General features: G+C 69.1%; 25 protein-coding genes, 1 tRNA gene and 1 riboswitch. Of the genes, 10 read left to right on the forward strand and 16 right to left on the reverse strand.

What is annotated here, in order from left to right; all coding sequences use genetic code 11:
• Positions 1 to 34: 34 nt before the first annotated feature.
• From ABZX90_RS07175 to ABZX90_RS07185, 3 genes are all read right to left on the reverse strand, one after another.
• On the reverse strand, positions 35 to 1,090 hold the full coding sequence (locus ABZX90_RS07175; protein ID WP_351122577.1) for an ATP-binding cassette domain-containing protein: 1,056 nt from the start codon (positions 1,088 to 1,090) through the stop codon (positions 35 to 37).
• 5 nt (positions 1,091 to 1,095) lie between these two features.
• On the reverse strand, positions 1,096 to 1,962 hold the full coding sequence (locus tag ABZX90_RS07180) for an ABC transporter permease (protein ID WP_355202362.1): 867 nt from the start codon (positions 1,960 to 1,962) through the stop codon (positions 1,096 to 1,098).
• Positions 1,963 to 2,065: 103 nt separating this feature from the next.
• Complete coding sequence (locus ABZX90_RS07185; RefSeq protein WP_351122580.1) at positions 2,066 to 2,866, reverse strand: ABC-2 family transporter protein; 801 nt, start codon at positions 2,864 to 2,866, stop codon at positions 2,066 to 2,068.
• Between the two features lie 201 nt (positions 2,867 to 3,067).
• On the opposite strand from ABZX90_RS07185, the gene ABZX90_RS07190 reads away from it, so the two are divergent.
• Positions 3,068 to 5,527, forward strand: a complete 2,460-nt coding sequence (locus tag ABZX90_RS07190) for a transglycosylase domain-containing protein (protein WP_355202180.1) — start codon at positions 3,068 to 3,070, stop codon at positions 5,525 to 5,527.
• Between the two features lie 18 nt (positions 5,528 to 5,545).
• On the opposite strand, the gene bcp is transcribed toward ABZX90_RS07190, so the two are convergent.
• Positions 5,546 to 6,013, reverse strand: coding sequence for a thioredoxin-dependent thiol peroxidase (gene bcp / locus ABZX90_RS07195; RefSeq protein WP_351122586.1), 468 nt, complete (start codon positions 6,011 to 6,013; stop codon positions 5,546 to 5,548).
• A gap of 133 nt (positions 6,014 to 6,146) precedes the next feature.
• Here bcp and ABZX90_RS07200 point away from each other — a divergent pair, with 133 nt between their 5' ends.
• The 5 genes from ABZX90_RS07200 (at position 6,147) to ABZX90_RS07220 (ending at position 8,655) form a co-directional block, all read left to right on the forward strand.
• Positions 6,147 to 6,485: a DUF3618 domain-containing protein gene (locus ABZX90_RS07200; protein WP_351122589.1), complete on the forward strand. Its 339-nt coding sequence runs from the start codon at positions 6,147 to 6,149 to the stop codon at positions 6,483 to 6,485.
• 104 nt (positions 6,486 to 6,589) lie between these two features.
• A complete protein-coding gene (locus ABZX90_RS07205; RefSeq protein WP_351122824.1) occupies positions 6,590 to 6,892 on the forward strand; it encodes a co-chaperone GroES in 303 nt (100 codons plus the stop codon).
• A 49-nt stretch (positions 6,893 to 6,941) separates the two neighbouring features.
• A riboswitch (guanidine-III (ykkC-III) riboswitch) is annotated at positions 6,942 to 7,011 on the forward strand.
• A 36-nt stretch (positions 7,012 to 7,047) separates the two neighbouring features.
• On the forward strand, positions 7,048 to 7,368 hold the full coding sequence (sugE, locus tag ABZX90_RS07210; protein WP_351122592.1) for a quaternary ammonium compound efflux SMR transporter SugE: 321 nt from the start codon (positions 7,048 to 7,050) through the stop codon (positions 7,366 to 7,368).
• Positions 7,369 to 7,466: 98 nt separating this feature from the next.
• On the forward strand, positions 7,467 to 8,519 hold the full coding sequence (locus tag ABZX90_RS07215; RefSeq protein ID WP_351122595.1) for an HNH endonuclease signature motif containing protein: 1,053 nt from the start codon (positions 7,467 to 7,469) through the stop codon (positions 8,517 to 8,519).
• A 53-nt stretch (positions 8,520 to 8,572) separates the two neighbouring features.
• Positions 8,573 to 8,655 (forward strand) — tRNA-Leu (locus ABZX90_RS07220).
• Positions 8,656 to 8,710: 55 nt separating this feature from the next.
• Here the strand turns inward: ABZX90_RS07220 and rdgB are convergent.
• The 4 genes from rdgB to ABZX90_RS07240 form a co-directional block, all read right to left on the reverse strand.
• Positions 8,711 to 9,313, reverse strand: a complete 603-nt coding sequence (gene rdgB, locus ABZX90_RS07225; protein ID WP_355202185.1) for an RdgB/HAM1 family non-canonical purine NTP pyrophosphatase — start codon at positions 9,311 to 9,313, stop codon at positions 8,711 to 8,713.
• A 210-nt stretch (positions 9,314 to 9,523) separates the two neighbouring features.
• On the reverse strand, positions 9,524 to 9,922 hold the full coding sequence (locus ABZX90_RS07230; protein WP_351122601.1) for a hypothetical protein: 399 nt from the start codon (positions 9,920 to 9,922) through the stop codon (positions 9,524 to 9,526).
• Positions 9,923 to 10,066: 144 nt separating this feature from the next.
• On the reverse strand, positions 10,067 to 10,813 hold the full coding sequence (gene rph / locus ABZX90_RS07235) for a ribonuclease PH (protein ID WP_355202188.1): 747 nt from the start codon (positions 10,811 to 10,813) through the stop codon (positions 10,067 to 10,069).
• A 134-nt stretch (positions 10,814 to 10,947) separates the two neighbouring features.
• Complete coding sequence (locus tag ABZX90_RS07240; RefSeq protein WP_351122607.1) at positions 10,948 to 11,181, reverse strand: PTS glucose/sucrose transporter subunit IIB; 234 nt, start codon at positions 11,179 to 11,181, stop codon at positions 10,948 to 10,950.
• Between the two features lie 174 nt (positions 11,182 to 11,355).
• Here ABZX90_RS07240 and ABZX90_RS07245 point away from each other — a divergent pair, with 174 nt between their 5' ends.
• Positions 11,356 to 12,642, forward strand: coding sequence for a PTS transporter subunit EIIC (locus ABZX90_RS07245; protein WP_351122610.1), 1,287 nt, complete (start codon positions 11,356 to 11,358; stop codon positions 12,640 to 12,642).
• Positions 12,643 to 12,953: 311 nt separating this feature from the next.
• Positions 12,954 to 14,201 carry a PTS transporter subunit EIIC gene (locus tag ABZX90_RS07250; protein ID WP_351122613.1) on the forward strand — a complete coding sequence of 416 codons (1,248 nt, stop codon included), beginning with the start codon at positions 12,954 to 12,956 and terminating at the stop codon, positions 14,199 to 14,201.
• A 71-nt stretch (positions 14,202 to 14,272) separates the two neighbouring features.
• Here ABZX90_RS07250 and ABZX90_RS07255 read toward each other — a convergent pair whose 3' ends face one another.
• Positions 14,273 to 15,025, reverse strand: coding sequence for an MBL fold metallo-hydrolase (locus tag ABZX90_RS07255; protein ID WP_351122616.1), 753 nt, complete (start codon positions 15,023 to 15,025; stop codon positions 14,273 to 14,275).
• A 249-nt stretch (positions 15,026 to 15,274) separates the two neighbouring features.
• Here ABZX90_RS07255 and ABZX90_RS07260 point away from each other — a divergent pair, with 249 nt between their 5' ends.
• Positions 15,275 to 15,748, forward strand: a complete 474-nt coding sequence (locus ABZX90_RS07260) for a type II toxin-antitoxin system PemK/MazF family toxin (RefSeq protein ID WP_355202193.1) — start codon at positions 15,275 to 15,277, stop codon at positions 15,746 to 15,748.
• Positions 15,749 to 15,938: 190 nt separating this feature from the next.
• On the opposite strand, the gene ABZX90_RS07265 is transcribed toward ABZX90_RS07260, so the two are convergent.
• The 7 genes from ABZX90_RS07265 to clpS all read right to left on the reverse strand — a co-directional run bounded on the left by ABZX90_RS07265 (position 15,939) and on the right by clpS (position 20,773).
• A complete protein-coding gene (locus ABZX90_RS07265) occupies positions 15,939 to 16,889 on the reverse strand; it encodes a cysteine synthase (RefSeq protein ID WP_351122621.1) in 951 nt (316 codons plus the stop codon).
• 17 nt (positions 16,890 to 16,906) lie between these two features.
• On the reverse strand, positions 16,907 to 17,185 hold the full coding sequence (locus ABZX90_RS07270) for a MoaD/ThiS family protein (RefSeq protein WP_037619201.1): 279 nt from the start codon (positions 17,183 to 17,185) through the stop codon (positions 16,907 to 16,909).
• A 114-nt stretch (positions 17,186 to 17,299) separates the two neighbouring features.
• Complete coding sequence (locus ABZX90_RS07275; RefSeq protein WP_311736770.1) at positions 17,300 to 17,401, reverse strand: putative leader peptide; 102 nt, start codon at positions 17,399 to 17,401, stop codon at positions 17,300 to 17,302.
• Between the two features lie 79 nt (positions 17,402 to 17,480).
• Positions 17,481 to 17,903, reverse strand: coding sequence for a M67 family metallopeptidase (locus tag ABZX90_RS07280; RefSeq protein ID WP_328555299.1), 423 nt, complete (start codon positions 17,901 to 17,903; stop codon positions 17,481 to 17,483).
• 111 nt (positions 17,904 to 18,014) lie between these two features.
• Entirely contained in the window at positions 18,015 to 19,466 is a 1,452-nt protein-coding gene (locus tag ABZX90_RS07285; protein ID WP_355202199.1) for an amino acid permease, read from the reverse strand.
• Positions 19,467 to 19,796: 330 nt separating this feature from the next.
• The gene (locus ABZX90_RS07290; RefSeq protein ID WP_351122629.1) at positions 19,797 to 20,402 is read right to left on the reverse strand and encodes a DUF2017 domain-containing protein; all 606 of its coding nucleotides are present in this window, start codon (positions 20,400 to 20,402) and stop codon (positions 19,797 to 19,799) included.
• Positions 20,403 to 20,455: 53 nt separating this feature from the next.
• A complete protein-coding gene (gene clpS / locus ABZX90_RS07295; protein ID WP_037619207.1) occupies positions 20,456 to 20,773 on the reverse strand; it encodes an ATP-dependent Clp protease adapter ClpS in 318 nt (105 codons plus the stop codon).
• Positions 20,774 to 21,017: 244 nt separating this feature from the next.
• On the opposite strand from clpS, the gene ABZX90_RS07300 reads away from it, so the two are divergent.
• Positions 21,018 to 22,271 (forward strand): nicotinate phosphoribosyltransferase, encoded by a 1,254-nt coding sequence (locus ABZX90_RS07300; protein ID WP_351122827.1) that lies wholly within the window; start codon positions 21,018 to 21,020, stop codon positions 22,269 to 22,271.
• Positions 22,272 to 22,294: the final 23 nt, after the last annotated feature.

The raw sequence follows: 22,294 nt of genomic DNA on the forward strand, positions 1-22,294 counted from the left end.
GGGCCATCCGGCCCGCCCTTCCGGCAGCCTCCCGCTAGGAGACCGCTTTCCCCGCCTTCCCGGCGTACATACGGCTGATGACCGCCTCGATGTCCGGCTCGCGCACCGAGAGGTCCATCAGCGGGTACTCCGCGGCGATCCGGGCGACCAGCGGTGCCGCCGACCGGGCGGCGGGGAAGGCCAGCCACTGCCGCGGCCCCTCCACCTTCACCACCCGCGCCGACTCGACCTCGATCGGCGGGAGTTCCCGCTCCAGGTCCACGACCAGGGTCCGCTCGCTCTCCCCCACCTCGTGCAGTCCGCTCAGCGGACCGTCGTACATCAGCCGCCCGTGGTCGATGACCATCACGCGGCGGCACAGCTGCTCGATGTCGGTCAGGTCGTGCGTCGTGAGCAGGACGGTCGTGCCGCGCTCGGCGTTCAGGTCCCGCAGGAACTCCCGGACCCGCGCCTTGCTGATCACGTCGAGCCCGATCGTCGGCTCGTCGAGGTAGAGCACCTCGGGATCGTGCAGCAGGGCCGCCGCGATGTCGCCGCGCATCCGCTGCCCCAGGGACAGCTGCCGCACGGGGACGTCCAACAGGTCGCCGAGCTCCAGGAGTTCGACACAGCGGTCGAGGTTCTCCCGGTAGCGGCCGTCCGGGATGCGGTACATGCGGTGCATCAGCCGGTAGGAGTCGATCAGCGGGAGGTCCCACCACAGGGTCGTACGCTGCCCGAACACGACCCCGATCCGGCGCGCGAGACGGGTGCGCTCGCGGGACGGGTCGAGGCCGGCGACCCGCAGCCGGCCGCCGGACGGGGTGAGGATGCCGGTGAGCATCTTGATGGTGGTCGACTTGCCGGCGCCGTTCGGGCCGATGTAGCCGACCATCTCGCCGCGCGCCACGGTGAAGGAGATCGAGTCGACGGCCCGCACCTGCCGCCGCTCGCCGCGCAGGAAGCCCGTCTTCTTGCGCACGTCGAAGACCTTCTCGACGCCGTCGAGTTCGATGAAGTCCCGTTCCAGACGGATGATTTCGCGATCCGGCCCGGTGACGTCACTCTCCGGACCGGTGTATTCGCTGTCCCCGGCGATGGCCACCCTCATGTCCCCTAACTTCCCGTACTCCGGTACGCGCGCAGCCCCGCGCGCCAGGCGATCCCGGCCGGCACGCAGCAGCCCGCGGCGACGAGTGGTGGTGTGAACGCGACCCACGTCGGCAGGTCGAGCGGATAGGGCCGCCCCAGCACGTACAGCGCGGGCAGCCAGTTGACGAAGGCGAGCGGGAGCACGAAGGTCACTCCGCGCAGCAGGTCCTTGGCGAAGACGGTCGGCGGGTACTGAAGGAGCGTACTGCCGCCGTACGTGAAGGAGTTCTGCACCTCGGAGGCGTCCTGGGCGACGAACTGGAAGGCCGCTCCCGCCACGAACACCGCCGAGAAGATGACGCCGCCGCTGAGCAGCATCAGCGGGATCATCAGCACCTTGAGCGGCGTCCAGTGGAGGTCGAGGACGGCCAGGGCGTAGCCGAGGACGAGCAGTCCCTGGGTGATGCGTCCGAGGCGGCGCAGCGCGAAACGGTCCGCGGCGACCTGCGCGAGCACGGGCGCGGGGCGCACCAGGAGCGTGTCGAGCGTGCCGTCGCGCACACGGCGCCCGAGCCGGTCCATCGACCCGAGTCCCAGGTCCGCGAGCCCGAAGGCGGTGCCGGACACCCCGTAGAGCAGGGCGACCTCGGGCAGGCTGTAGCCGCCGAGCCGGTCGACCTGCGAGAACATCAGCAGGATCGCCACGAAGTCGAGGGCGGTCGCCGCGAAGTTCCCGAAGGTGGTCATCACGAACGAGGCCCGGTAGGCCATCGTGGAGCGGATCCACATCGCGGTGATCAGACGGTAGGCGCGCAGCCCGTCCCGCAGCCGCTCGTACGCCCCCTGCCGCTCGAAGGGGTGGGAGCCCTCCCCGCGGACCGCCTCCCGCACCGGACCGGCCACCCCGCGCCCCCCTTCCCCCACCGGACCGGGCACCCCGCGCGTCCCCTCCCCCACCGGACCCGCCCCGCGGCGCGTCCCCTGCTCGACCGGGTCAGCCACCCTGCACCACCACCCTCCGCGTCGCCACCGACTGGACCAGCCGCCCGGCCGCGAGCAGCCCCAGGGCCCAGGCGGCCTGCACCGCGTACGTGCCCAGCGGGTCGGCCGTGCCCAGCAGGACATCCACGGGCGCCTGGATCAGCGACGACCACGGCAGGGCCCGTACGAACTCGCCGAGGGCGCCCGGGAAGACGTTCAGCGGCAGCAGCATCCCCGAGCAGAAGATCCCGGCGATGAAGGCCAGCTGCGCCACACCCGCGCCATCGAGAAGCCAGAACGCGGACAGCGCCACCAGGAACCGGATCGCGAAACTGACGACCACCCCGAGCACGACCGCGACCAGGAAGGCGAGCCAGGTCAGCGGGTCGGAGGGCAGCGCCAGGTCGAAGAAGAGCGCGCCGAAGGCGAGCGGGACCACTCCGCGGCCCACCAGGTGGAACAGCGCCCGGCCCAGGTCCTGGGCGAGCCACCACATCTGGAGGTCGGCCGGCCGGTACAGGTCGATCGCGATGTCACCCGTACGGATCCGCTCGATGAGCTCGTCCTCGAAGCCGCCGCCCATGATCGCGACCACCATCAGCAGCGCCTGGCTGAGCCACACATAGCTGAGCGCCTGCGTCTGGTCGTAGCCGCCGAGGTGCGGCTTCGTGTCCCACAGCGCGATGAAGATGTACGCCAGGATCAGCCCGAAGACGGTGTTGGTGAAGACACCCGCCGCGGTGGCGATCCGATAGGTGGCGTAGCGCCGGAATCCGCTCGCCGCGACGGACGCGTACAACCGCGCTGTGCCCACAACCCGTCCCTTTCCTGAGCGTTGAGCCAAAGCGCAGGAGCCTAGCCCCGGCCCCTCGCGGCCCGCCAGGCATTTTTCGGCGCGACGCGTGCCGGGATCAGGGAACGGAACGCATGGTGCGAGAGTCTTCAAGAGGGGATGCATCAGGCGTACGAGGTCGTACGGGAACATACGACGCTAAAACAGGAGTCCGGCGAACAGATGAGCGACAAGCCGCAGCCGCAGCAGCGCAACCAGGGCTGGGCACCCAGGGAACCGGACCCGGGCCCCCGCCCAGCCCCGGCCCCCGGGGCGGGACCGGGCGGACCCGGCGGACCCGGCGGACCCGGCGGACCCGGCAAGCAGCGGAAGCCGAAACGCAAGCGGACCGGCTGGCGCAGGCTCGTCCCGACCTGGCGCATGCTGCTCGGCACGTTCCTCGGCGCGGTGCTGCTCGTCTGCGGCCTCTTCGCGCTCGGCTACTTCCTCGTCAAGATCCCGCCCGCGAACGCCGCCGCGACCAAGCAGAGCAACGTCTACCTGTACGCCGACGGCAGCCAGCTGGCCCGCGACGGCGACGTCAACCGTGAGAACGTCTCGCTCGCGCAGATCGCCAAGGACGCCCAGCACGCCACCCTCGCCGCCGAGGACCGCGACTTCTACACCGAGTCCGCCATCGACGCCAAGGCGATGATCCGCGCCGGCTGGAACACCGTCACCGGCAAGGGCAGGCAGTCCGGCTCGACGATCACCCAGCAGTACGTGAAGAACTACTACCTGGGCCAGGAGCAGACGGTCACCCGGAAGGTGAAGGAGTTCTTCATCTCCATCAAGCTCGACCGGGAGAAGAGCAAGGACGACATCCTGGAGGGCTACCTCAACACCAGCTACTACGGCCGCAACGCCTACGGCATCCAGGCGGCCGCACAGGCCTACTACGGCGTCGACGCCCAGGACCTGACCGTCGGCCAGGGCGCCTATCTCGCCGCCCTCCTCAACGCGCCCAGCGAGTACGACGTGGTCGCGCACCCAGAGAACAGGGCCGCCGCCCTCGCCCGCTGGAACTACGTCCTCGACGGCATGGTCAAGCAGAAATGGCTGACTCCGGCCGCGCGCGCCGACGTCGCCTTCCCGATGCCCAAGCAGGCCAAGGGCTCGGCGGGCATGTCGGGCCAGCGCGGCTACCTCGTGCAGGCCGTCAACGACTATCTGACCTCGAACAAGATCCTCGACGAGGACACCCTCACCACCGGCGGCTACCGCATCACCACCACACTCCAGAAACCCAAGCAGGACGCCTTCGTGAAGGCCGTCAACGACCAGGTGATGGACCAGCTCGACAAGAAGAACCGCAAGGTCGACACCTACGTCCGCGCCGGCGGCGTCGCCATCGACCCGTCCAGCGGCAAGGTCCTCGCGATGTACGGCGGCATCGACTACACCAAGCAGTACGTCAACAACGCGACCCGCCGCGACTACCAGGTCGGCTCCACGTTCAAGCCGTTCGTCTTCACCTCGGCCGTCCAGAACGGCTCGGGGACCCAGGACGGCCGCGCCATCACCCCGAACACCCTCTACGACGGCACCGACCAACGCCCCGTACAGGGCTGGAACGGCGGCTCCTACGCCCCGGAGAACGAGGACGGCGTCTCCTACGGCGACATCACCGTCCGCACCGCCACCGACAAGTCGGTCAACTCGGTGTACGCCCAGATGGCCGTCGACGTCGGCCCCGCCAAGGTGGAGAAGACCGCCGTGGCCCTCGGCCTCCCCGCCGGCACCCCCGACCTGACCGCCTCCCCCTCCATCGCGCTCGGTCCGGCCACCGCCAGTGTCCTCGACATGGCGGAGGCGTACGCCACGCTCGCGAACCACGGCCGGCACGGCACGTACACGCTCGTCGAGAAGCTCACCAAGGACGGCGAGGACGCCGTGGAACTGCCGGCCCGAAACCCCCGGCAGGCAGTGAGCCGGGAGGCGGCCGACACGACCACCTCCATGCTCCAGAGCGTCGTCGACGGCGGCACCGGGCAGGCAGCGCAGGCCGCCGGCCGGCCCGCCGCGGGCAAGACCGGCACGGCCGAGGAGGACACCGCGGCCTGGTTCGCCGGCTACACCCCCGACCTCGCCACCGTCGTCTCCGTGATGGGCCAGGACCCCGAGACCGGCGCCCACAAGTCCTTGTACGGCGCCCTCGGCCAGCCCCGTGTCAACGGCGGCGGCTATCCCGCGCAGATCTGGGCCCAGTTCACCGAGAACGCCCTCCAGGACACCGAGGCGAGCGACTTCGACCTCCGGCTCCAGCCGGGCGCCGAGGAACCGGACTACCCCACCTACGAACCCGGCGAACCGGACACCACCGACGGCGAGGACGACGGGAGCACGGACGGAGGCCAGGACGACGGCGGGACACAGGGCGGGAGCAACGGCAGCACACCGGCGCCGACGAGCGGTAGGACGCAGGGCCAGACCCAGGGCCAGGGCAACGGCCGGACCCCGGGTCCGACCGACAGCGGCACCCACACCTCCGGCGGAACCACGACCGGCACCACCGGTGGCACCACCACGGACGGCGGCACCACCGGATCCACCACGACCGGCGGCGGAGCCACGAACGGCGGGACCACGGGCACGACGCCGGGCCAGGACCCCCTGAGCGGACTCACATCCAGAAAGCCCTGAGCGGGCAGGCCCTCGCCGTCAGATCCCGAGATCCTTGATGATCTTCGCCACGTGCCCGGTCGCCTTCACGTTGTACAGCGCCCGCTCGACCTTGCCCTCCTCGTCCACGACCACCGTGGAGCGGATGACACCGACGACCGTCTTGCCGTACAGCTTCTTCTCGCCGAAGGCGCCGTACGCCTCCAGGACCGACTTGTCGGGGTCCCCGACCAGAGTGACCTTCAGGGACTCCTTCTCACGGAACTTGGCGAGCTTCTCGGGCTTGTCCGGGGAGACGCCGATGACGTCGTAACCGGCACCCGCCAGCACGTCGAGGTTGTCCGTGAAGTCGCACGCCTGCTTCGTGCAGCCCGGGGTGAGAGCGGCCGGGTAGAAGTAGACGATGACCTTGCGGCCCTTGTGGTCGGCGAGGGATACCTCGTTGCCGTCGGCGTCGGGCAGGGTGAAGGCGGGGGCGGTGTCGCCGGGCTGGAGTCGCTCGCTCATCGGAACCTCACGTGGCCGGGGGATGGAATGGATACGGAACGAGCGTAATGGGGGGTGCCAAGGGGTGCGGTCCGGTCCGAACTGACAGACTGTCCGAATCAAGGAGTCACTACACGACCACGGAGGCATCGCGGTGTCGGATACGTCGAGAACGCCGGATACCAGGACTCCGGCGCAGATCGAGGCGGACATCAAGCACCGCCGCACAACACTCGCCGACACGCTCGACGAGATCGGCGTACGGGTGCACCCGAAGACGATCGTCGGCGACGCCAAGGCCAAGGTCGCCTCGAACATCGATCACACCCTGGGACGCGCCTACGTCGCCGTGAACCGCGTCGTCGGCGATGTGAAGGGGCAGTTCGTCACGGAGGACGGTGCGCCCCGGCTGGAGCGCATCGTGCCGGTGGCTCTGGTCGCCGTGGGACTCGTCGGGCTGCTCGTCGTGGGCTCGCGACGCCGCAAGGGCTGACCGGCGACCCACCCGCGTACGAAACCGGCCGGGACAGGTAGGTTCAGGGCGTGAGCGCCAACCGTGAAACGCACAGCACCCATGACGACAAGCTGCCCATCCGGATGCTGCACGACCGCGTGCTGGTACGGCAGGACGCCGCCGAGGGCGAGCGGCGCTCCGGCGGCGGCATCCTGATCCCCGCGACGGCGGCCGTCGGCCGTCGCCTCGCGTGGGCCGACGTCGTCGCGGTCGGGCAGAACGTCCGCACGGTCGAGCCGGGAGACCGGGTCCTGTACGACCCCGAGGACCGTGCCGAGGTCGAGGTGCGCGGGACCGCCTACGTGCTGATGCGCGAACGGGATCTGCACGCCGTGGCCGCGGATCGGTTCGAGGGGTCCCAGGACTCCACCGGCCTGTATTTGTAGGGCCTACGTCGTCCGAAGGGGCCGGTGACCATGGTCACCGGCCCCTTTGTCATTCCTTTGCTACCGTGGAAGAACCCCGACGAGACGCGCCGTACCGGGACTCGCAAAGACGACGCACCGCCGTTAAGCGTCGTCGTCTCCCGGAGGTGCCTCCTATGGCCTGGGTTCTGCTCATCGTCGCCGGTCTGCTCGAAGTGGGCTGGTCGATCGGAATGAAGTACACCGACGGCTTCACACGCCTGGTCCCGAGCGTCCTCACGGGCGCGGGCATCATCGCGAGCATGGTCCTGCTGTCGTACGCCGCCAAGTCGCTCCCGATCGGCACCGCCTACGGCGTCTGGGTCGGCATCGGCGCGGCGGGCGCGGCGATCCTCGGCATGACCATCCTCGGCGAACCGGCCACCGCGGCCCGCATCTTCTTCGTCTGCCTGCTCCTGGTCTCGGTGGTGGGCTTGAAGGCGACGTCGGGGCACTGACCCCACCCAGCCCCCCCCTCACCGGGCGTAACCGTCCGATAAACGGTTCGTTAGCCCGTACGAGGTCGCGAACGTGCGACCGAGACAGGAGGGGTTGCATGAGCGGGTGGAGTACAGCAGAACAGGTAACGGCGACCACTTCCGGCCAGCCGGAAGCAGACCCGTACTGCAGGGAACGTCTCGCGCCGGCCGTCGCCGAGGCACGTAACTGGACCGATCTGATGCGGCGGCTCGGTCTCGGGCAGAGTGGAGGCCAACGCCGCGTACTCCAGGAGAAGGTAGCGAGTCACGGACTCGACACGCACCACTTCGTCAAGCGCAGCCCATGGCGCAAGTACCCGGACGCATCCATCGCCGAGGCCGCCGCCTCGTCGTCCTCGCTGCGCGAAGTGGCTCTGAAACTGGGCGCCACCCCGGCCACGGGAACGCTCTCCCACATCCGGCGCCGCATCAGCGCCGCGGGAATCGACATCAACCACTTCCCCGGCATGGATCGGTCCGAACTGGACCTGCCCTTCACTTCGGAGGAACTAAAGACAGCCGCTGCTACCGCTACGAGCGTGCGCGGCGTGGCACGCGCACTGGGCGTTCCGGACGACAGTCGCTCGCGCGCGACACTGAGCCGCATGCTGGCAACCCATCGCGTCGACATCGGGCACTTCTCCCACAGGCGTACGCCGATCTCCGAGGACGCGTTGCACAGTCTCGTACGAAGCTCCTCCAGCTATGCCGACGTGATGCGCGGTCTCGGTATGGACGTCAACGACACCAATCACCGGCGCGTCCGGCGCGCAGCCTCACGCCTCGGTCTGGACACCAGCCACTTCAAGCGCCGCTCCTGGGGACGGTCGGAGCCCCCGAAAGCGTCATCAACAGCGCACCGGGTACTGGTCGTCCTGCCGGACCAAGCCGGACGGACCAACAGGGCCCGGCTCCACCGCGCCATGACCGAAATCGGGGTGCCCTATGCATGCGGGCGATGCGGCAACACCGGTGAGTGGTTGGGTCATTCGATCACCTTGCAGATCGACCATGTCAACGGGGACTGGCGGGACAACCGCAGGGAGAATCTGCGATACCTGTGCCCCAACTGTCATGCGCTGACGGAGACGTGGTGCGGCCGGAAGGGGCGAATGCCACTCGCCGGGTGAGCTGCTCCCCCGTACACTGAACGCCGCCGGTCGAATGCTATGACCGTTTCTGAGCGGCCGTGATGGAATGGCAGTCATGCTGGGTTTAGGTCCCAGTGGGTTCACACCCGTGTGGGTTCGAATCCCACCGGCCGCACTGCCGACGAGCCGTGGATCCGATCCGTCAAGGACGGGTCCACGGCTCGCTTGCATCAGCCCAACAGCTCCCGCACCACCGGCACCAGTGCCCGGAACGCCTTGCCGCGATGGCTGATCGCGTTCTTCTCCGCGGAAGAGAGTTCCGCGCAGGTGCGCGTATCGCCCTCGGGCTGGAGGATCGGGTCGTAGCCGAAGCCGTTCGTGCCGGTGGGGGCGTGGCGGAGGGTGCCGAGCAACTGGCCCTCGACGACGCGTTCCGTGCCGTCCGGCAGGGCGAGGGCCGCCGCGCAGGCGAAGTGGGCGCCCCGGTGCGGGGCGTCGATGTCGGAGAGCTGGGCGAGGAGCAGGTCCAGGTTGGCCCGGTCGTCGCCGTGGCGCCCGGCCCAGCGGGCGGAGAAGATGCCGGGGGCGCCGTTCAGGACGTCGACGCACAGGCCCGAGTCGTCGGCGACGGCGGGCAGACCGGTGGCCTGCGCCAGCACGTGTGCCTTCAGCAGGGCGTTCTCGGCGAAGGTGACGCCGGTTTCCTTGACGTCGGGGATGTCGGGGTAGGCGTCCGCGCCGACGAGCTCATGGCTGAGCCCTGCGTCGGCGAGGATCGCCGTCAACTCGGTGAGCTTTCCGGCGTTGCGGGTGGCGAGGATCAGGCGCGTCATGGTCGCCAGTATCTCCGAGTCCGGTCCCCCGTCCGGTCCCAGTCCATCCCCGGGTCGGTCTCCCGTCCGCTCCCGAGTCCGATCCCGGGTCGGTCCCTGAACCGGTTCCGAGTCCGATCCCCGGGTCGGTCCCTGAGCCGGTTCCGAGTCCGATCCCCGGGTCCAGTCCCCTGTCCGATCGCGAGCCGGTCCCGGTCCTCCCCGCGTCCGTTACGGCGTGCACACCTTCGTCAGTTCGCCCGCCGCGTCCGTCACCGGGCTGATGTCGGGGGTGCTGTCGCCGTTCTTGACGGCCGTACGGACGTTGCCGACGGCCTTCTTGAGGTCGTCGACCGCCTTGTTGACGTCGGCGTTGTCGGTCTTGTCGCCGATCTTTTCGAGGTTGTTCTCGATGGAGTTGAGGGACGCGTCGGTCTGCGTCGGGTCGTTCGCCGCGTTCTCGACGGCCTGTTGGAGGTCGGTGACGCTGTCGGCGATCGAGTCGGCGGTCTGCACGCAGTCGAGCGCCTTGTTGACGGCGTCGCAGCCGACGGCCGCCGGCAGGACGACAAGTGCGGCGACGGCGGCGAGTGCGGCGGTACGACGACGATTGCGGTGGCGCGCGGCCATGGAACGGTCCCTCCCCGTGGGCATGATGTGGCGCGGCCGCGCCGGTGGCCGGTGCGACCCGCTGTGGGGTCGGCCCGATCCGCTCGGCATGACCGACGGGCGCACGGCTGGACCGTACGCCCGTACCCCTAAGAACGCGAAAGATTAACCCGCGGTTGCCTCACCGGTCTCTTCGAGTACCGCGCGCTGGATGGCGGCGAGTTCGTCGCAGCCTCCGACGGCCAGGTCCAGCAGGGCGTTGAGCTCCTTGCGGTCGAAGGGCTCGGCCTCGGCGGTGCCCTGGATCTCGACGAAACGGCCGTCGCCGGTGCACACGACGTTCATGTCGGTGTCGGCCTTCACGTCCTCCTCGTAGCAGAGGTCGAGCAGCGGGACGCCGCCGACGATGCCGACGGAGACCGCCGAGACCGTGCCGGTGAGCGGCTTGCGGCCGGCCCTGATCAGCTTCTTGCCCTGGGCCCAGGTGACGGCGTCGGCCAGCGCGACGTACGCGCCGGTGATGGCCGCGGTGCGGGTGCCTCCGTCGGCCTGGAGGACGTCGCAGTCGAGGACGATGGTGTTCTCGCCGAGCGCCTTGTAGTCGATGACGGCGCGCAGCGAGCGGCCGATGAGACGGCTGATCTCGTGGGTGCGGCCGCCGATCTTGCCGCGGACCGATTCGCGGTCGCCGCGGGTGTTGGTGGCGCGGGGCAGCATGGAGTACTCGGCGGTGACCCAGCCCTCGCCGCTGCCCTTGCGCCAGCGCGGGACGCCTTCGGTGACGGAGGCCGTGCAGAAGACCTTGGTGTCGCCGAAGGAGACGAGGACGGAGCCCTCGGCATGCTTGCTCCAGCCACGCTGGATGGTGATGGGGCGCAGCTGGTCGGGGGTGCGGCCGTCGATTCGAGACATGGCGTCGAGCCTATCCGCACAGCGGTGAGGGGCTGCCCGCCGGTGGCGGAAACAGCCCCTCAAGGGTGAGCCGGAACTCCTGAAGCGGTCCGTGGCTCGCGTGGAGCCGTGGTGGCTTCAGTGGGTCCCGTCGCTCACATCATGTCTTCGATCTCGCCCGCGATGGGGTCGGCGTCGGTTCCGATGACGACCTGGATGGCGGTGCCCATCCTGACGACTCCGTGCGCGCCGGCGGCCTTCAGGGCGGCCTCGTTCACCAGGTCCGGGTTCGCGACCTCGGTGCGGAGCCGGGTGATGCAGCCTTCGACCTCTTCGATGTTGTCGATGCCGCCGAGCCCGGCGACGATCTTCTCAGCCTTGGTGGCCATGTCCTACTCCCTGATCAGAACCGCTTTGTCGCAGTAACCCACAGTTGGCCCATCTTCGCGAGCGGTCATGTCGTAGGTGCCGAAGGATGGCGATCACGACAGAGCGACGCGTCGCCAACTGGTCTACACCAGTCGGCGGGCAGTCGCCAAACCGGCCCGGCCCGGAGGACGCCCATGAGTGCCGTCAGCGCCGTATCACCAGCGCGCGCACGCTGGAACAAGGCCTTCCAGGGGCTGCAGAAGATGGGCCGCAGCCTGCAGTTGCCGATCGCCGTGCTGCCGGCCGCGGGCATCCTCAACCGGCTGGGGCAGCCGGATGTGTTCGGGGCGGAGGGGCTCGGCTGGGACAACCTCTCCAAGGTGATGGGCGCGGCGGGCGGCGCGCTGCTGGACGGTCAGCTCGGGCTGCCGATGCTGTTCTGTGTCGGCGTGGCCATTGGTATGGCGAAGAAGGCGGACGGCTCCACGGCGCTCGCGGCGGTCGTGGGTTTCCTCGTCTACTACAACGTGCTGCGCGCGTTCCCGGAGGACTGCCCGTCCGGGAGTGCCGCCATCAAGCTGGGCTGCCAGCTGGAGGACAACTCCGTCGTGGAGTTCACGTACCAGAACCCCGGGGTCTTCGGCGGCATCGTCATCGGGCTGCTGTCGGCGTACTTCTGGCAGCGCTACCACCGGACGAAGCTGGTGGACTGGCTCGGTTTCTTCAACGGGCGGCGCCTGGTGCCGATCATCATGGCGTTCGTGGCCGCCGCGGTCGCCTCGCTGTGCGTGTGGGTCTGGCCGCCGATCGGTACCGCGCTGGAGAACTTCAGCGACTGGCTGGTCGGACTGGGTGCGTGGGGTTCGGGTGTGTTCGGCCTGGCCAACCGGGCGCTGCTGGTGATCGGCCTGCACCAGTTCCTGAACGTGCCCATCTGGTTCCAGTTCGGCAGTTACACCAAGCCCGACGGCCAGGTCGTGCACGGGGACATCAACATGTTCCTGGCGGGCGACCCGAACGCGGGACAGTTCCTCTCGGGCTTCTTCCCGATCATGATGTTCGCGTTGCCGGCGGCGGCGCTGGCGATGACGCACACCGCGAAGCCTCATCGCCGCAAGGAGATCGGCGGTCTGATGCTGTCGGTGGCACTGACGTCGTTCGTCACGGGCATCACCGAGCCGATCGAGTACTCGTTCCTGTTCATCGCGCCGCTGCTCTTCGCGGTGCACGCGGTGCTCACCGGCGTTTCCATGGCGGTGACCTGGGGGCTCGGGGTGCACGACGGCTTCAGTTTCTCCGCGGGTCTGATCGACTACATCATCAACTGGAACCTGGCGACGAGGCCGTGGGCGATCGTGCCGATCGGGCTGTGTTTCGCCGCCGTGTACTACGCGATCTTCCGGTTCGCGATCACGAAGTTCGACCTGAAGACTCCGGGGCGGGAGCCCGAGGAGGACGTCGAGGACACCACCAAGGCGTAGACCTACCCGCCGAGGCGCAACGCCCGCCACCGTGTAGGCCGCTGCGCGAAGGGCCCCCGGACCTGCCGGTCCGGGGGCCCTTCGTCATGGCCGGAGCCATGACCGGAGCCTTGCCCGGACCCCTGCCCGGAGCCATGAACGGAACCTCTTATTCCTGTTATGGCCCAGGCCACAAAATTCGTGCCTTCCTTATCCAGCCTTCACCGTGCTAGAAACAGGTCTACACCACTGAGTGGTGTAGACCACGCGGCCGCTGCCCACCCCTGTTTCGCCCTTCCCGTCCCCCGGCAGCGCCAGCACATGGAGGAACTATGAGCACCGCCACCGCATCGGCGGCACCCGCAAAGAAGCGGGGATCCGGCCTGTTCCAGGGCCTGCAGAAGGTCGGCCGCAGTCTGCAGCTGCCGATCGCCGTGCTGCCGGCGGCGGGCATCCTGCTCCGGCTCGGCCAGCAGGACGTGCACGACAAGCTGAACCTGCCCGACAAGGTCACGGCAGTCTTCGCCACGGCCGGTGGCGCGATCTTCGACAACCTTCCGATGCTGTTCTGTATCGGTGTCGCGATCGGCTTCGCCAAGAAGGCGGACGGCTCCACGGCCCTCGCCGCGCTGGTCGGCTTCCTGGTCTACAGCAACGTGCTGAAGGCGTTCCCGGTCTCCGAGGCGAAGATCCAGAAGGGCGCGGACATAGCCGCGACCTACAACAACCCCGGCGTCCTCGGCGGCATCCTGGTGGGTCTGCTGACCGCCGTGCTGTGGCAGCGCTACCACCGCAAGCAACTGGTGGACTGGCTCGGCTTCTTCAACGGCCGCCGTCTGGTGCCGATCATCATGGCCTTCGTCGGTACCGCGATGGGCGTCTTCTTCGGTCTGGTCTGGGAGCCGATCGGCGAGGGCATCTCGAACGTCGGCGAGTGGATCACGGGTCTGGGCGCTGTCGGAGCGGGCCTGTTCGGTCTCATCAACCGCGCGCTGATCCCGGTCGGCATGCACCAGTTCGTGAACACCGTCTCCTGGTTCCAGATCGGCGACTTCCACAACGCGGCCGGCGAGGTGGTCCACGGTGACCTCAACCGGTTCTTCGCCGGTGACCCGACCGCCGGTCAGTTCATGTCGGGCTTCTTCCCGATCATGATGTTCGGCCTCCCGGCCGCCGCGCTCGCCATCGCGCACTCGGCCCGCCCCGAGCGCCGCAAGGCCGTGCTGGGCATGATGGTCTCGCTCGCGCTGACCTCCTTCGTGACCGGTGTGACCGAGCCGATCGAGTTCTCGTTCATGTTCATCGCGCCGGTGCTCTACGCGATCCACGCGGTCCTGACCGCGCTGTCCATGGCGATCACCTGGGCGCTCGGGGTCCACGCGGGCTTCACCTTCTCCGCGGGCGCCATCGACTACGCGCTCAACTGGAACCTGGCGACCAAGCCATGGCTGATCATCCCCATCGGTCTGGTCTTCGCGGCGGTCTACTACTTCGTCTTCCGCTTCGCGATCGTCAAGTTCAACCTCGCCACCCCGGGCCGTGAGCCCGAGGAGGAGATCGAGGACCTCACGAAGGCGTGAGCCGTCCGTCCATACGAGCGAAGGCCCCCGGAACCGCCTGGTTCCGGGGGCCTTCGTGTGCGCGGACCGCGTCAGATCTCGTACGTCGCCCCGGGCGCCGCCAGTTCCACCGGACCCGTGTAGGCCGAGCGGGCGTCCGCCAGGTTGATGCGGGCGTCCGTCCACGGGGGGATGTGGGTGAGGACGAGGCGGCGGGCGCCGGCGCGGGCGGCGGTCTCGCCTGCCTCGCGGCCGTTGAGGTGGAGGTCGGGGATGTTCTCCTTGCCGTGGGTGAACGCGGCCTCGCACAGGAACAGGTCCGTGTCGCGGGCGAGTTCGTCCAGGGTCTCGGTCGCCCCGGTGTCCCCGGAGTACGTCAGTGATCTTCCGCCGTGCTCCACCCGGATGCCGTACGCCTCGACGGGGTGGCGCACCCGCTCCGTGTGCACGGTGAACGGGCCGACCTCGAAGGTGCCCGGCTTGACGGTGTGGAAGTCGAAGACCTCGCTCATCGAGGAGGCGGACGGCGTGTCGGCGTAGGCCGTGGTCAGGCGATGCTCCGTTCCCTCGGGTCCGTAGACGGGGATCGGGTCGCAGCGGCCGCCGTCGTGACGGTAGTAGCGCGCGACGAAGTACGCGCACATGTCGATGCAGTGGTCGGCGTGCAGATGACTGAGGAAGATCGCGTCGAGGTCGTAGAGACCGGCGTGGCGCTGCAACTCGCCCAGGGCACCGTTGCCCATGTCGAGAAGCAGCAGGAAGCCGTCGGCCTCAACGAGGTAGCTCGAACAGGCCGATTCCGCGGACGGGAACGACCCCGAGCAGCCGACGACGGTGAGCTTCATAGGAGCTGGAACCTCCGCGCTGACAGGAAGTGCAGAGAGTAGATGCGGGGTGCAGGTACTCGGTTGCAGATACGGAAACGGGGGTCGTGCGGTCCATCGAGCGTAAGGCGCAAAAGGGCCGGTCGCTCCTCCGCCAGGGGCTGTTGTGGGCGAACTCACCTGTGGTGTCACCGGTTCGGATGGACCTTGGGGCACAGAGGGTCGGCGCAGGGCGGGCGGGGGCACATGCGCGCCGGTACCTTCTTTGCTATGGACACGTCCTGGTGGCTCGCGTTGGCGGCGGTGGTACTGCTCGCGCTGGTCGCGACGCTGGTGGACGGCTGGGGGCGCCGTGGGCGCCGGCCGGCCGGTCGGACGCGTCCGCCGGCCCGGCCGCGCGGACCGCGCCGGGGCGGAGCGCGCCGCGGCGCGGCGCTCCCGCGGGCGTCGGAGATCTGGTGGGCGAACGTTCCCTATGAGGACGGGCCGGGGGCCAAGGACCGGCCGTGCCTGGTGATGGTGGTGCACGGGAAACGGGTGACCGTCGCGAAGATCACCAGCAAGTACCACGACGAGCGGCCCGGGGTGATCCCGCTGCCCCCGGGTGCCGTGGGGGACGCCCACGGGCGGCCCAGCTTCCTCGAGACGGACGAGCTGCGCGAAGTGCCGGTGGGCGACTTCCGGCGACGGGTCGGCGTGATGGACCCGGTCCTGTGGGACCAGGTCCGCCACCTGGCCGACTGAGCCGCGCCCGCTTGCCCGCCGGGCAGAGGCCATACCCGCTTCCCCTCCCGGCCGAGCCGCGCCCCCTTGCCCTCCCGGCGGGAGCGACGCCCCCGGAGCGACCTCCTCGGGAGACACCGGAGGGCGCGGGGGCCGACCTCGGTCCCCGCGCCCTCCGTCCGGGTAACCCGGGCTGTCCCGGGTTACCCGGCTACGCCCAGAGCTGGCCCTGGAGTGTCTCGATCGCCTCTTCGGTCGTCGCCGCCGTGTAGACGCCCGTCGACAGGTACTTCCAGCCGCCGTCCGCGACCACGAAGACGATGTCGGCCGGCTCTCCGGCCTTGACGGCCTTGTTGCCGACGCCGATCGCGGCGTGCAGCGCGGCGCCGGTGGAGACGCCCGCGAAGATGCCCTCCTGCTGGAGGAGCTCCCGGGTGCGGGTGACCGCGTCCGCCGAGCCGACGGAGAAGCGGCTGGTGAGGACCGAGGCGTCGTACAGCTCCGGTACGAAGCCCTCGTCCAGGTTCCTGAGCCCGTAGACCAGGTCGTCGTAGCGCGGCTCCGCGGCGACGATCTTCACGTCCGGCTTGTTCTCGCGCAGGAAGCGTCCGACGCCCATGAGGGTGCCCGTGGTGCCGAGGCCCGCCACGAAGTGGGTGATGGACGGGAGGTCGGCGAGGATCTCCGGGCCCGTCGTGGCGTAGTGGGCACCGGCGTTGTCCGGGTTGCCGTACTGGTAGAGCATCACCCAGTCCGGGTGCTGCGCCGACAGTTCCTTGGCGAGGCGGACGGCGGTGTTGGAACCGCCGGCGGCCGGGCTGGGGATGATCTCGGCGCCCCACATGCCGAGCAGGTCACGGCGTTCCTGCGAGGTGTTCTCGGGCATCACGCAGACCATGCGGTAGCCCTTGAGCTTCGCCGCCATGGCCAGCGAGATGCCGGTGTTGCCGCTGGTCGGCTCCAGGATCGTGCAGCCCGGCGTCAGACGGCCGTCCTTCTCCGCCTGCTCGATCATGTGCAGGGCCGGCCGGTCCTTGACCGAACCCGTCGGGTTGCGGTCCTCCAGCTTCGCCCAGATACGGACGTCCGCGGACGGCGAGAGCCGCGGCAGGCGCACCAGAGGGGTGTTGCCCACCGCGGCGAGCGGGGAGTCGTAGCGCATGGGAGACCAGCGGCCGATCAGGCCATGCCGCCGGCGACGGCCGGCAGGATGGTGACGTTGTCGCCGTCGGTCAGCTTGGTGTTGATGCCGTCGAGGAAGCGGACGTCCTCGTCGTTGAGGTAGACGTTGACGAAGCGGCGCAGCTCGCCGCCGTCGACGATCCGGGCCCGGATGCCCGCGTGACGGGTGTCGAGGTCGGTGAACAGCTCGGCAAGGGTCGCCCCGCCGCCCTCGACGGCCTTCTCGCCGTTCGTGTAGGTGCGGAGGATGGTGGGGATGCGGACCTCGATGGCCATGGTTGCGGGCTCCTGTCGGAAGGAAGTCAGGTCGGAAGACGCGCGGCAGCGCGGGCAAAGCAGGGGGTACGCCGGTTGCGGTGCCGCGGCTCTCGGCCGTACGGCGGCGGCAGGTCAGCGCGTACAGATGGCGCTCTGCAGCCTGCACAGGTCGACGTGCAGCCGCGCCACGAGCAGCATGCCCGGCGTCTTGTCGCTCACGTCGTGGAAAACCATGGGCTCATCGTATCGATTCCCGGTACGGGTCCCGGAGTGTGATCTCGCATTCCGGACGCTTTTTGACCGATGGGTGAGATCAGTAGCTCTCCACGACCTTGACCTCCTCCTCCGTGACCTCTCCTTCCACGATCCGGTACGAGCGGAACTGGAAGGGGCCGGCGTCGTCCGTGTCGGCGGTGGAGACGAGGACGTAGTGCGCGCCGGGCTCGTTCGCGTAGGCGAGGTCGGTGCGGGAGGGGTAGGCCTCGGTCGCGGTGTGCGAGTGGTAGATGACGACGGGCTCCTCGTCGCGGTCGTCCATCTCGCGGTAGAGCTTCAGCAGGTCGCCGGAGTCGAACTCGTAGAACGTGGGCGAGCGAGCCGCGTTGAGCATCGGGATGAACCGCTCGGGGCGGCCGGTGCCCGCGGGGCCCGCGACGACGCCGCACGCCTCGTCGGGGTGGTCCTGGCGCGCGTGCGCGACGATCTGGTCGAACAGGGCCTCGGTGATGGTCAGCATGCTGGTCAGGATAGACAGAAGGGCCGTCCCGTACCGAGGCGTGGTACGGGACGGCCCATATGCCGGACGTCCTGAGCGGTGGCCTGGGCGGCCGGACATCCGTGGGGTCGGTCAGCCGACCGTCTCGAACTCCTGCTCGCGGCGTTCGGTGACCTGGGGGTTGCGTGCCTTGAGGATCGCCCAGCCGATGGCCAGGGCGGCGGCCCAGCCGGCCATCACGTACAGGCAGATGCGGGACTCGGAGTCGTACGCGATCAGGCCGGTGACGAAGAGGAGGAACACGACGGCGACCCAGCTGCACTTCGCGCCGCCGGGGGCCGGGAAGGACGAGGCCGGCAGTCGGCCGGCGTCGACCGCGCGGCGGTAGAGGATGTGGCTGACCAGGATCATCAGCCAGGTCCAGATGCCGGCCGCGGTGGCCACCGAGGTGACGTAGCCGAAGGCCTTCTCGGGGACGAGGTAGTTGAGGATCACGCCGATGCCCATGAAGAGCACGGAGATCGTGATGCCGAGCGCGGGCGTCTTGGTGGACGACAGCTTGCTGAAGACCTTGGGGGCCTCACCGCTGTCGGCCAGGTTCCGCAGCATGCGGCCCGTGGAGTACATGCCCGAGTTGCAGGAGGACAGGGCGGCGGTGAGGACCACGAAGTTGACGATGGCCGCGCCGGCCGGGATGCCGATCTTGGCGAAGGCCGCGACGAAGGGGCTCACGCCCGGTGCGAACTCCGTCCACTTCACGACGCAGAGGATGACCGAGAGGGCACCGACGTAGAAGAGGGCGATACGCCACGGGAGCGTGTTGATGGCCTTCGGGAGCGTCTTCTCGGGGTCCTGGGACTCGCCCGCCGTGACGCCGACGAGCTCGACGGCGAGGTAGGCGAACATGACGCCCTGCAGGGTCATCAGGGACGAGCCGATGCCCTTGGGGAAGAAGCCGTCGAACTGCCAGAGGTTGGCGACGGAGGCGGTGTCACCGGCGGAGCTGAAGCCGAAGGTGAGGACGCCGATGCCGATCACGATCATGCCGATGAGCGCGGTGACCTTGACCATCGAGAACCAGAACTCGATCTCGCCGAAGAGCTTCACCGAGATCAGGTTCGCCACGAACAGGACGACCAGGAAGACCAGGGCCGTCACCCATTGGGGGACGTGCGGGAACCAGTAGTGGACGTAGATCGCGGCGGCCGTGAGCTCGGCCATGCCGGTGACCACCCACATCAGCCAGTACGTCCAGCCGGTGAAGTAGCCGAAGAACGGGCCGAGGAACTCGCGGGAGTACTCCGCGAAGGAACCCGAGACCGGGCGGTAGAGCAGGAGCTCGCCGAGCGCCCGCATGATGAAGAAGATGATCACGCCCGCGAGGGCGTACATCATGATCAGGCTGGGGCCGGCCTTGGCGATGTTCGCCCCGGCCCCCAGGAAGAGGCCGACGCCGATGGCGCCGCCGATCGCGATCATCTGGACCTGACGGCTGCCGAGCCCGCGCTCGTACCCCTCTTCGGGGGCCTCGCCGCCCACGGCCTCACTGCCGTCGTACTGCTTGTCGACCTGCGATGAGGTCATGTCTGGTGCGCCTTTCTCCATGCCGGTCCGAGCCAGTCCCTTGGCTTCGGATCGGTTTCCGATCCCCCCGGATAGGTGGAGCTGTGCCTGGCCGGCGGTCCGCCGGCTCGGTGGCGCACCCGGCGGGACATGGGTGGTGTCCTGCCGGGCGGTCGTGAAGATCTATCACGGCGGCGGCGTCGATCGGTTGAGGTGCGTGTTGCGCAGACCACAGGAAGAACCGGACAAAACATCGAACCGCGCCCCATAGGGCGCGGTTGCGGTGACGTGATCGTTATCCGGATTTGAGCGTCCGCTGAGCGAACGCGAGAGGTGCTATGTCCCGACAGGTCAGGGCATAAGGGTTTCGACCAGGGTCTCCTGGAGGCCGCCCAGCCAGAGGTACGCCATCACCATGGGCTTGCGCGGGTCCTCGTCCGGGAGGCGGTAGAGGAGGTCGGTGTCCTCCTCGTCCACGACGTCGAGCCGGGAGCCGATGGCGAGGCGCAGATCGTTCAGGGCGCGCAGCCACTGCTCGGACTGCGCGGTGGTCAGCTTGAGGACCGCTCCGCCGTCGCCGCCGGGCGTCAGACCGTCCAGCGAGCGGATCACCGTAAGGGCGTTCTCGCGCTTGCCCGCGCGCAGGTCGTTCTCGGTGAAGCGGCGGAACTCCGCGGAGTGGGCGTGCTGTTCCTCGGCCTGTTCGGGCGAGGTGGCCTCGACGCCGGGGCCGCTGTACGCGTCTGGGAACAGGCGCTTGAGCACCGGGTCGCTCGGCGGCTCGCTGGGGCCCTCCGCGAACAGCTCGGCCAGCGGGTCGGCGGCGGCGTTCTCCGCGGGGCCGGGACCGATGAGCTCCAGGAGCTGGACGGCGAGGGAGCGGATGATGGAGATCTCGACCTCGTCGAGCGCGACGGCCGCGCCGCCGCCGGGGAGCGGTTCGAAGTGTCCAGGCATGGAGTGAGTTCGCTACTTCCGGTCCTGCTGGCGGTCGGTTGACAGGGAACCGGCTACTTCCGGTCCTGCTGAAGGGTGGCCCACAGACCGTAGCCGTGCATGGCCTGCACGTCGCGCTCCATCTCCTCGCGCGTGCCGCTGGAAACGACGGCCCGGCCCTTGTGGTGGACGTCCATCATCAGCTTGGTGGCCTTGTCCTTGGAGTAGCCGAAGTACGTCTGGAAGACATACGTCACATAGCTCATGAGGTTGACCGGGTCGTTGTGGACGATCGTGACCCAGGGGACGTCCGGCTCGGGTACGGCGAAGACCTCCTCCGCCGACTCGGTCTTCTCGATCTCTAGAGGTGCGGGAGCCGTCACATCGCCCATGCTGCCACCAGAGGGGGTCACCCGCACAAACGGACCCCCGAATAGGGGGCCGACTCCCCGGGAATCTCGGGGCCGTCAGAAATCGTCAAAGTGACGAGATGGGGGTACGATCCCTGCCATGAACACAGCGGACCTTGGGCTGCCGGAAGAAGAAGGGCGCGAAGCGCTTCCCCACAAGGGTGGTGACGGGAGACGGGTGGGCGTACCTTCGACGGCGCTCTTCACCGACCAGTACGAGCTGACCATGCTGCAGGCCGCGCTCGCGGCCAAGACCGCCGATCGGCGCTCGGTCTTCGAGGTCTTCACCCGGCGGCTGCCCGAAGGACGGCGCTACGGAGTCGTCGCGGGCACCGGGCGTGTCCTCGACGCCGTCGAGAACTTCCGGTTCGAGGCGGACGTCCTCGGCTTTCTGCGCGAGCGCGGCATCGTGGACGAGCCGACCCTCGAGTGGCTCGCCTCGTACCGCTTCGGCGGGGACATCTGGGGCTACCCCGAGGGTGAGGTCTACTTCCCGGGCTCGCCCCTCCTGCGGGTCGAGGGCAGCTTCGCGGAGTGCGTGCTCCTGGAGACGGTGATCCTCTCGATCCTCAACCACGACTCCGCGATCGCGGCGGCCGCCTCCCGGATGTCCTCCGCCGCGGGCGGGCGGCCGCTGGTCGAGATGGGCGCCCGGCGCACCCACGAGCTGGCCGCGGTGGCCGCCTCGCGGGCCGCCTACATCGGCGGGTTCACGACCACCTCCGACCTGGCCGCCGGTTTCCGCTACGGCATCCCGACCGTGGGCACCTCCGCGCACGCCTTCACCCTCCTGCACGACCACGAGCGGGACGCCTTCCAGGCCCAGGTGAACTCGCTGGGCCGGGACACCACGCTGCTCGTGGACACCTACGACGTCGCCGAGGCGGTCCGCACGGCCGTCGAGGTCGCCGGGACCGAACTCGGCGCGGTGCGCATCGACTCCGGTGACCTGCTGCTCGTCGCCCACCGCGTGCGCCAGCAGCTGGACGAGCTGGGCGCGACCCGCACGAAGATCATCGTGACCTCCGACCTCGACGAGTACGCCATCGCCTCGCTGGCGGCGGCGCCCGTGGACGCGTACGGCGTCGGCACCCAGCTGGTGACGGGATCCGGCCATCCGACCTGCTCGATGGTCTACAAGCTGGTCGCCCGCGCCGAGTCCGCCGACCCGAAGGCGCCGCTGGAGCCGGTGGCCAAGAAGTCCACCGGCGGGAAGACGTCCATCGGCGGCCGCAAGTGGGCCGCACGGCGCCTGGACGGGCAAGGGGTCCCCGAAGCCGAGGTGATCGGCGTCGGGGAAGTACCCGGCGAGCTGGCCGAACAGCAGCTCCTGGTCCAGCTGATCAAGGGCGGACAGGTCCTGTCCCGTGAGCCGCTCGACGTCGTACGCGACCGGCACGCGGCGGCCCGCGCCCGGCTGCCGCTGTCGGCGACGCAGCTGTCGCGCGGCGAACCCGTGCTGCCCACCGAGTACGTCTGAGGCACGCGAGGCGGGCGGGGCAC

This window comes from Streptomyces sp. NPDC002935, assembly GCF_040611295.1.
Classification (GTDB): Bacteria; Actinomycetota; Actinomycetes; order Streptomycetales; family Streptomycetaceae; genus Streptomyces.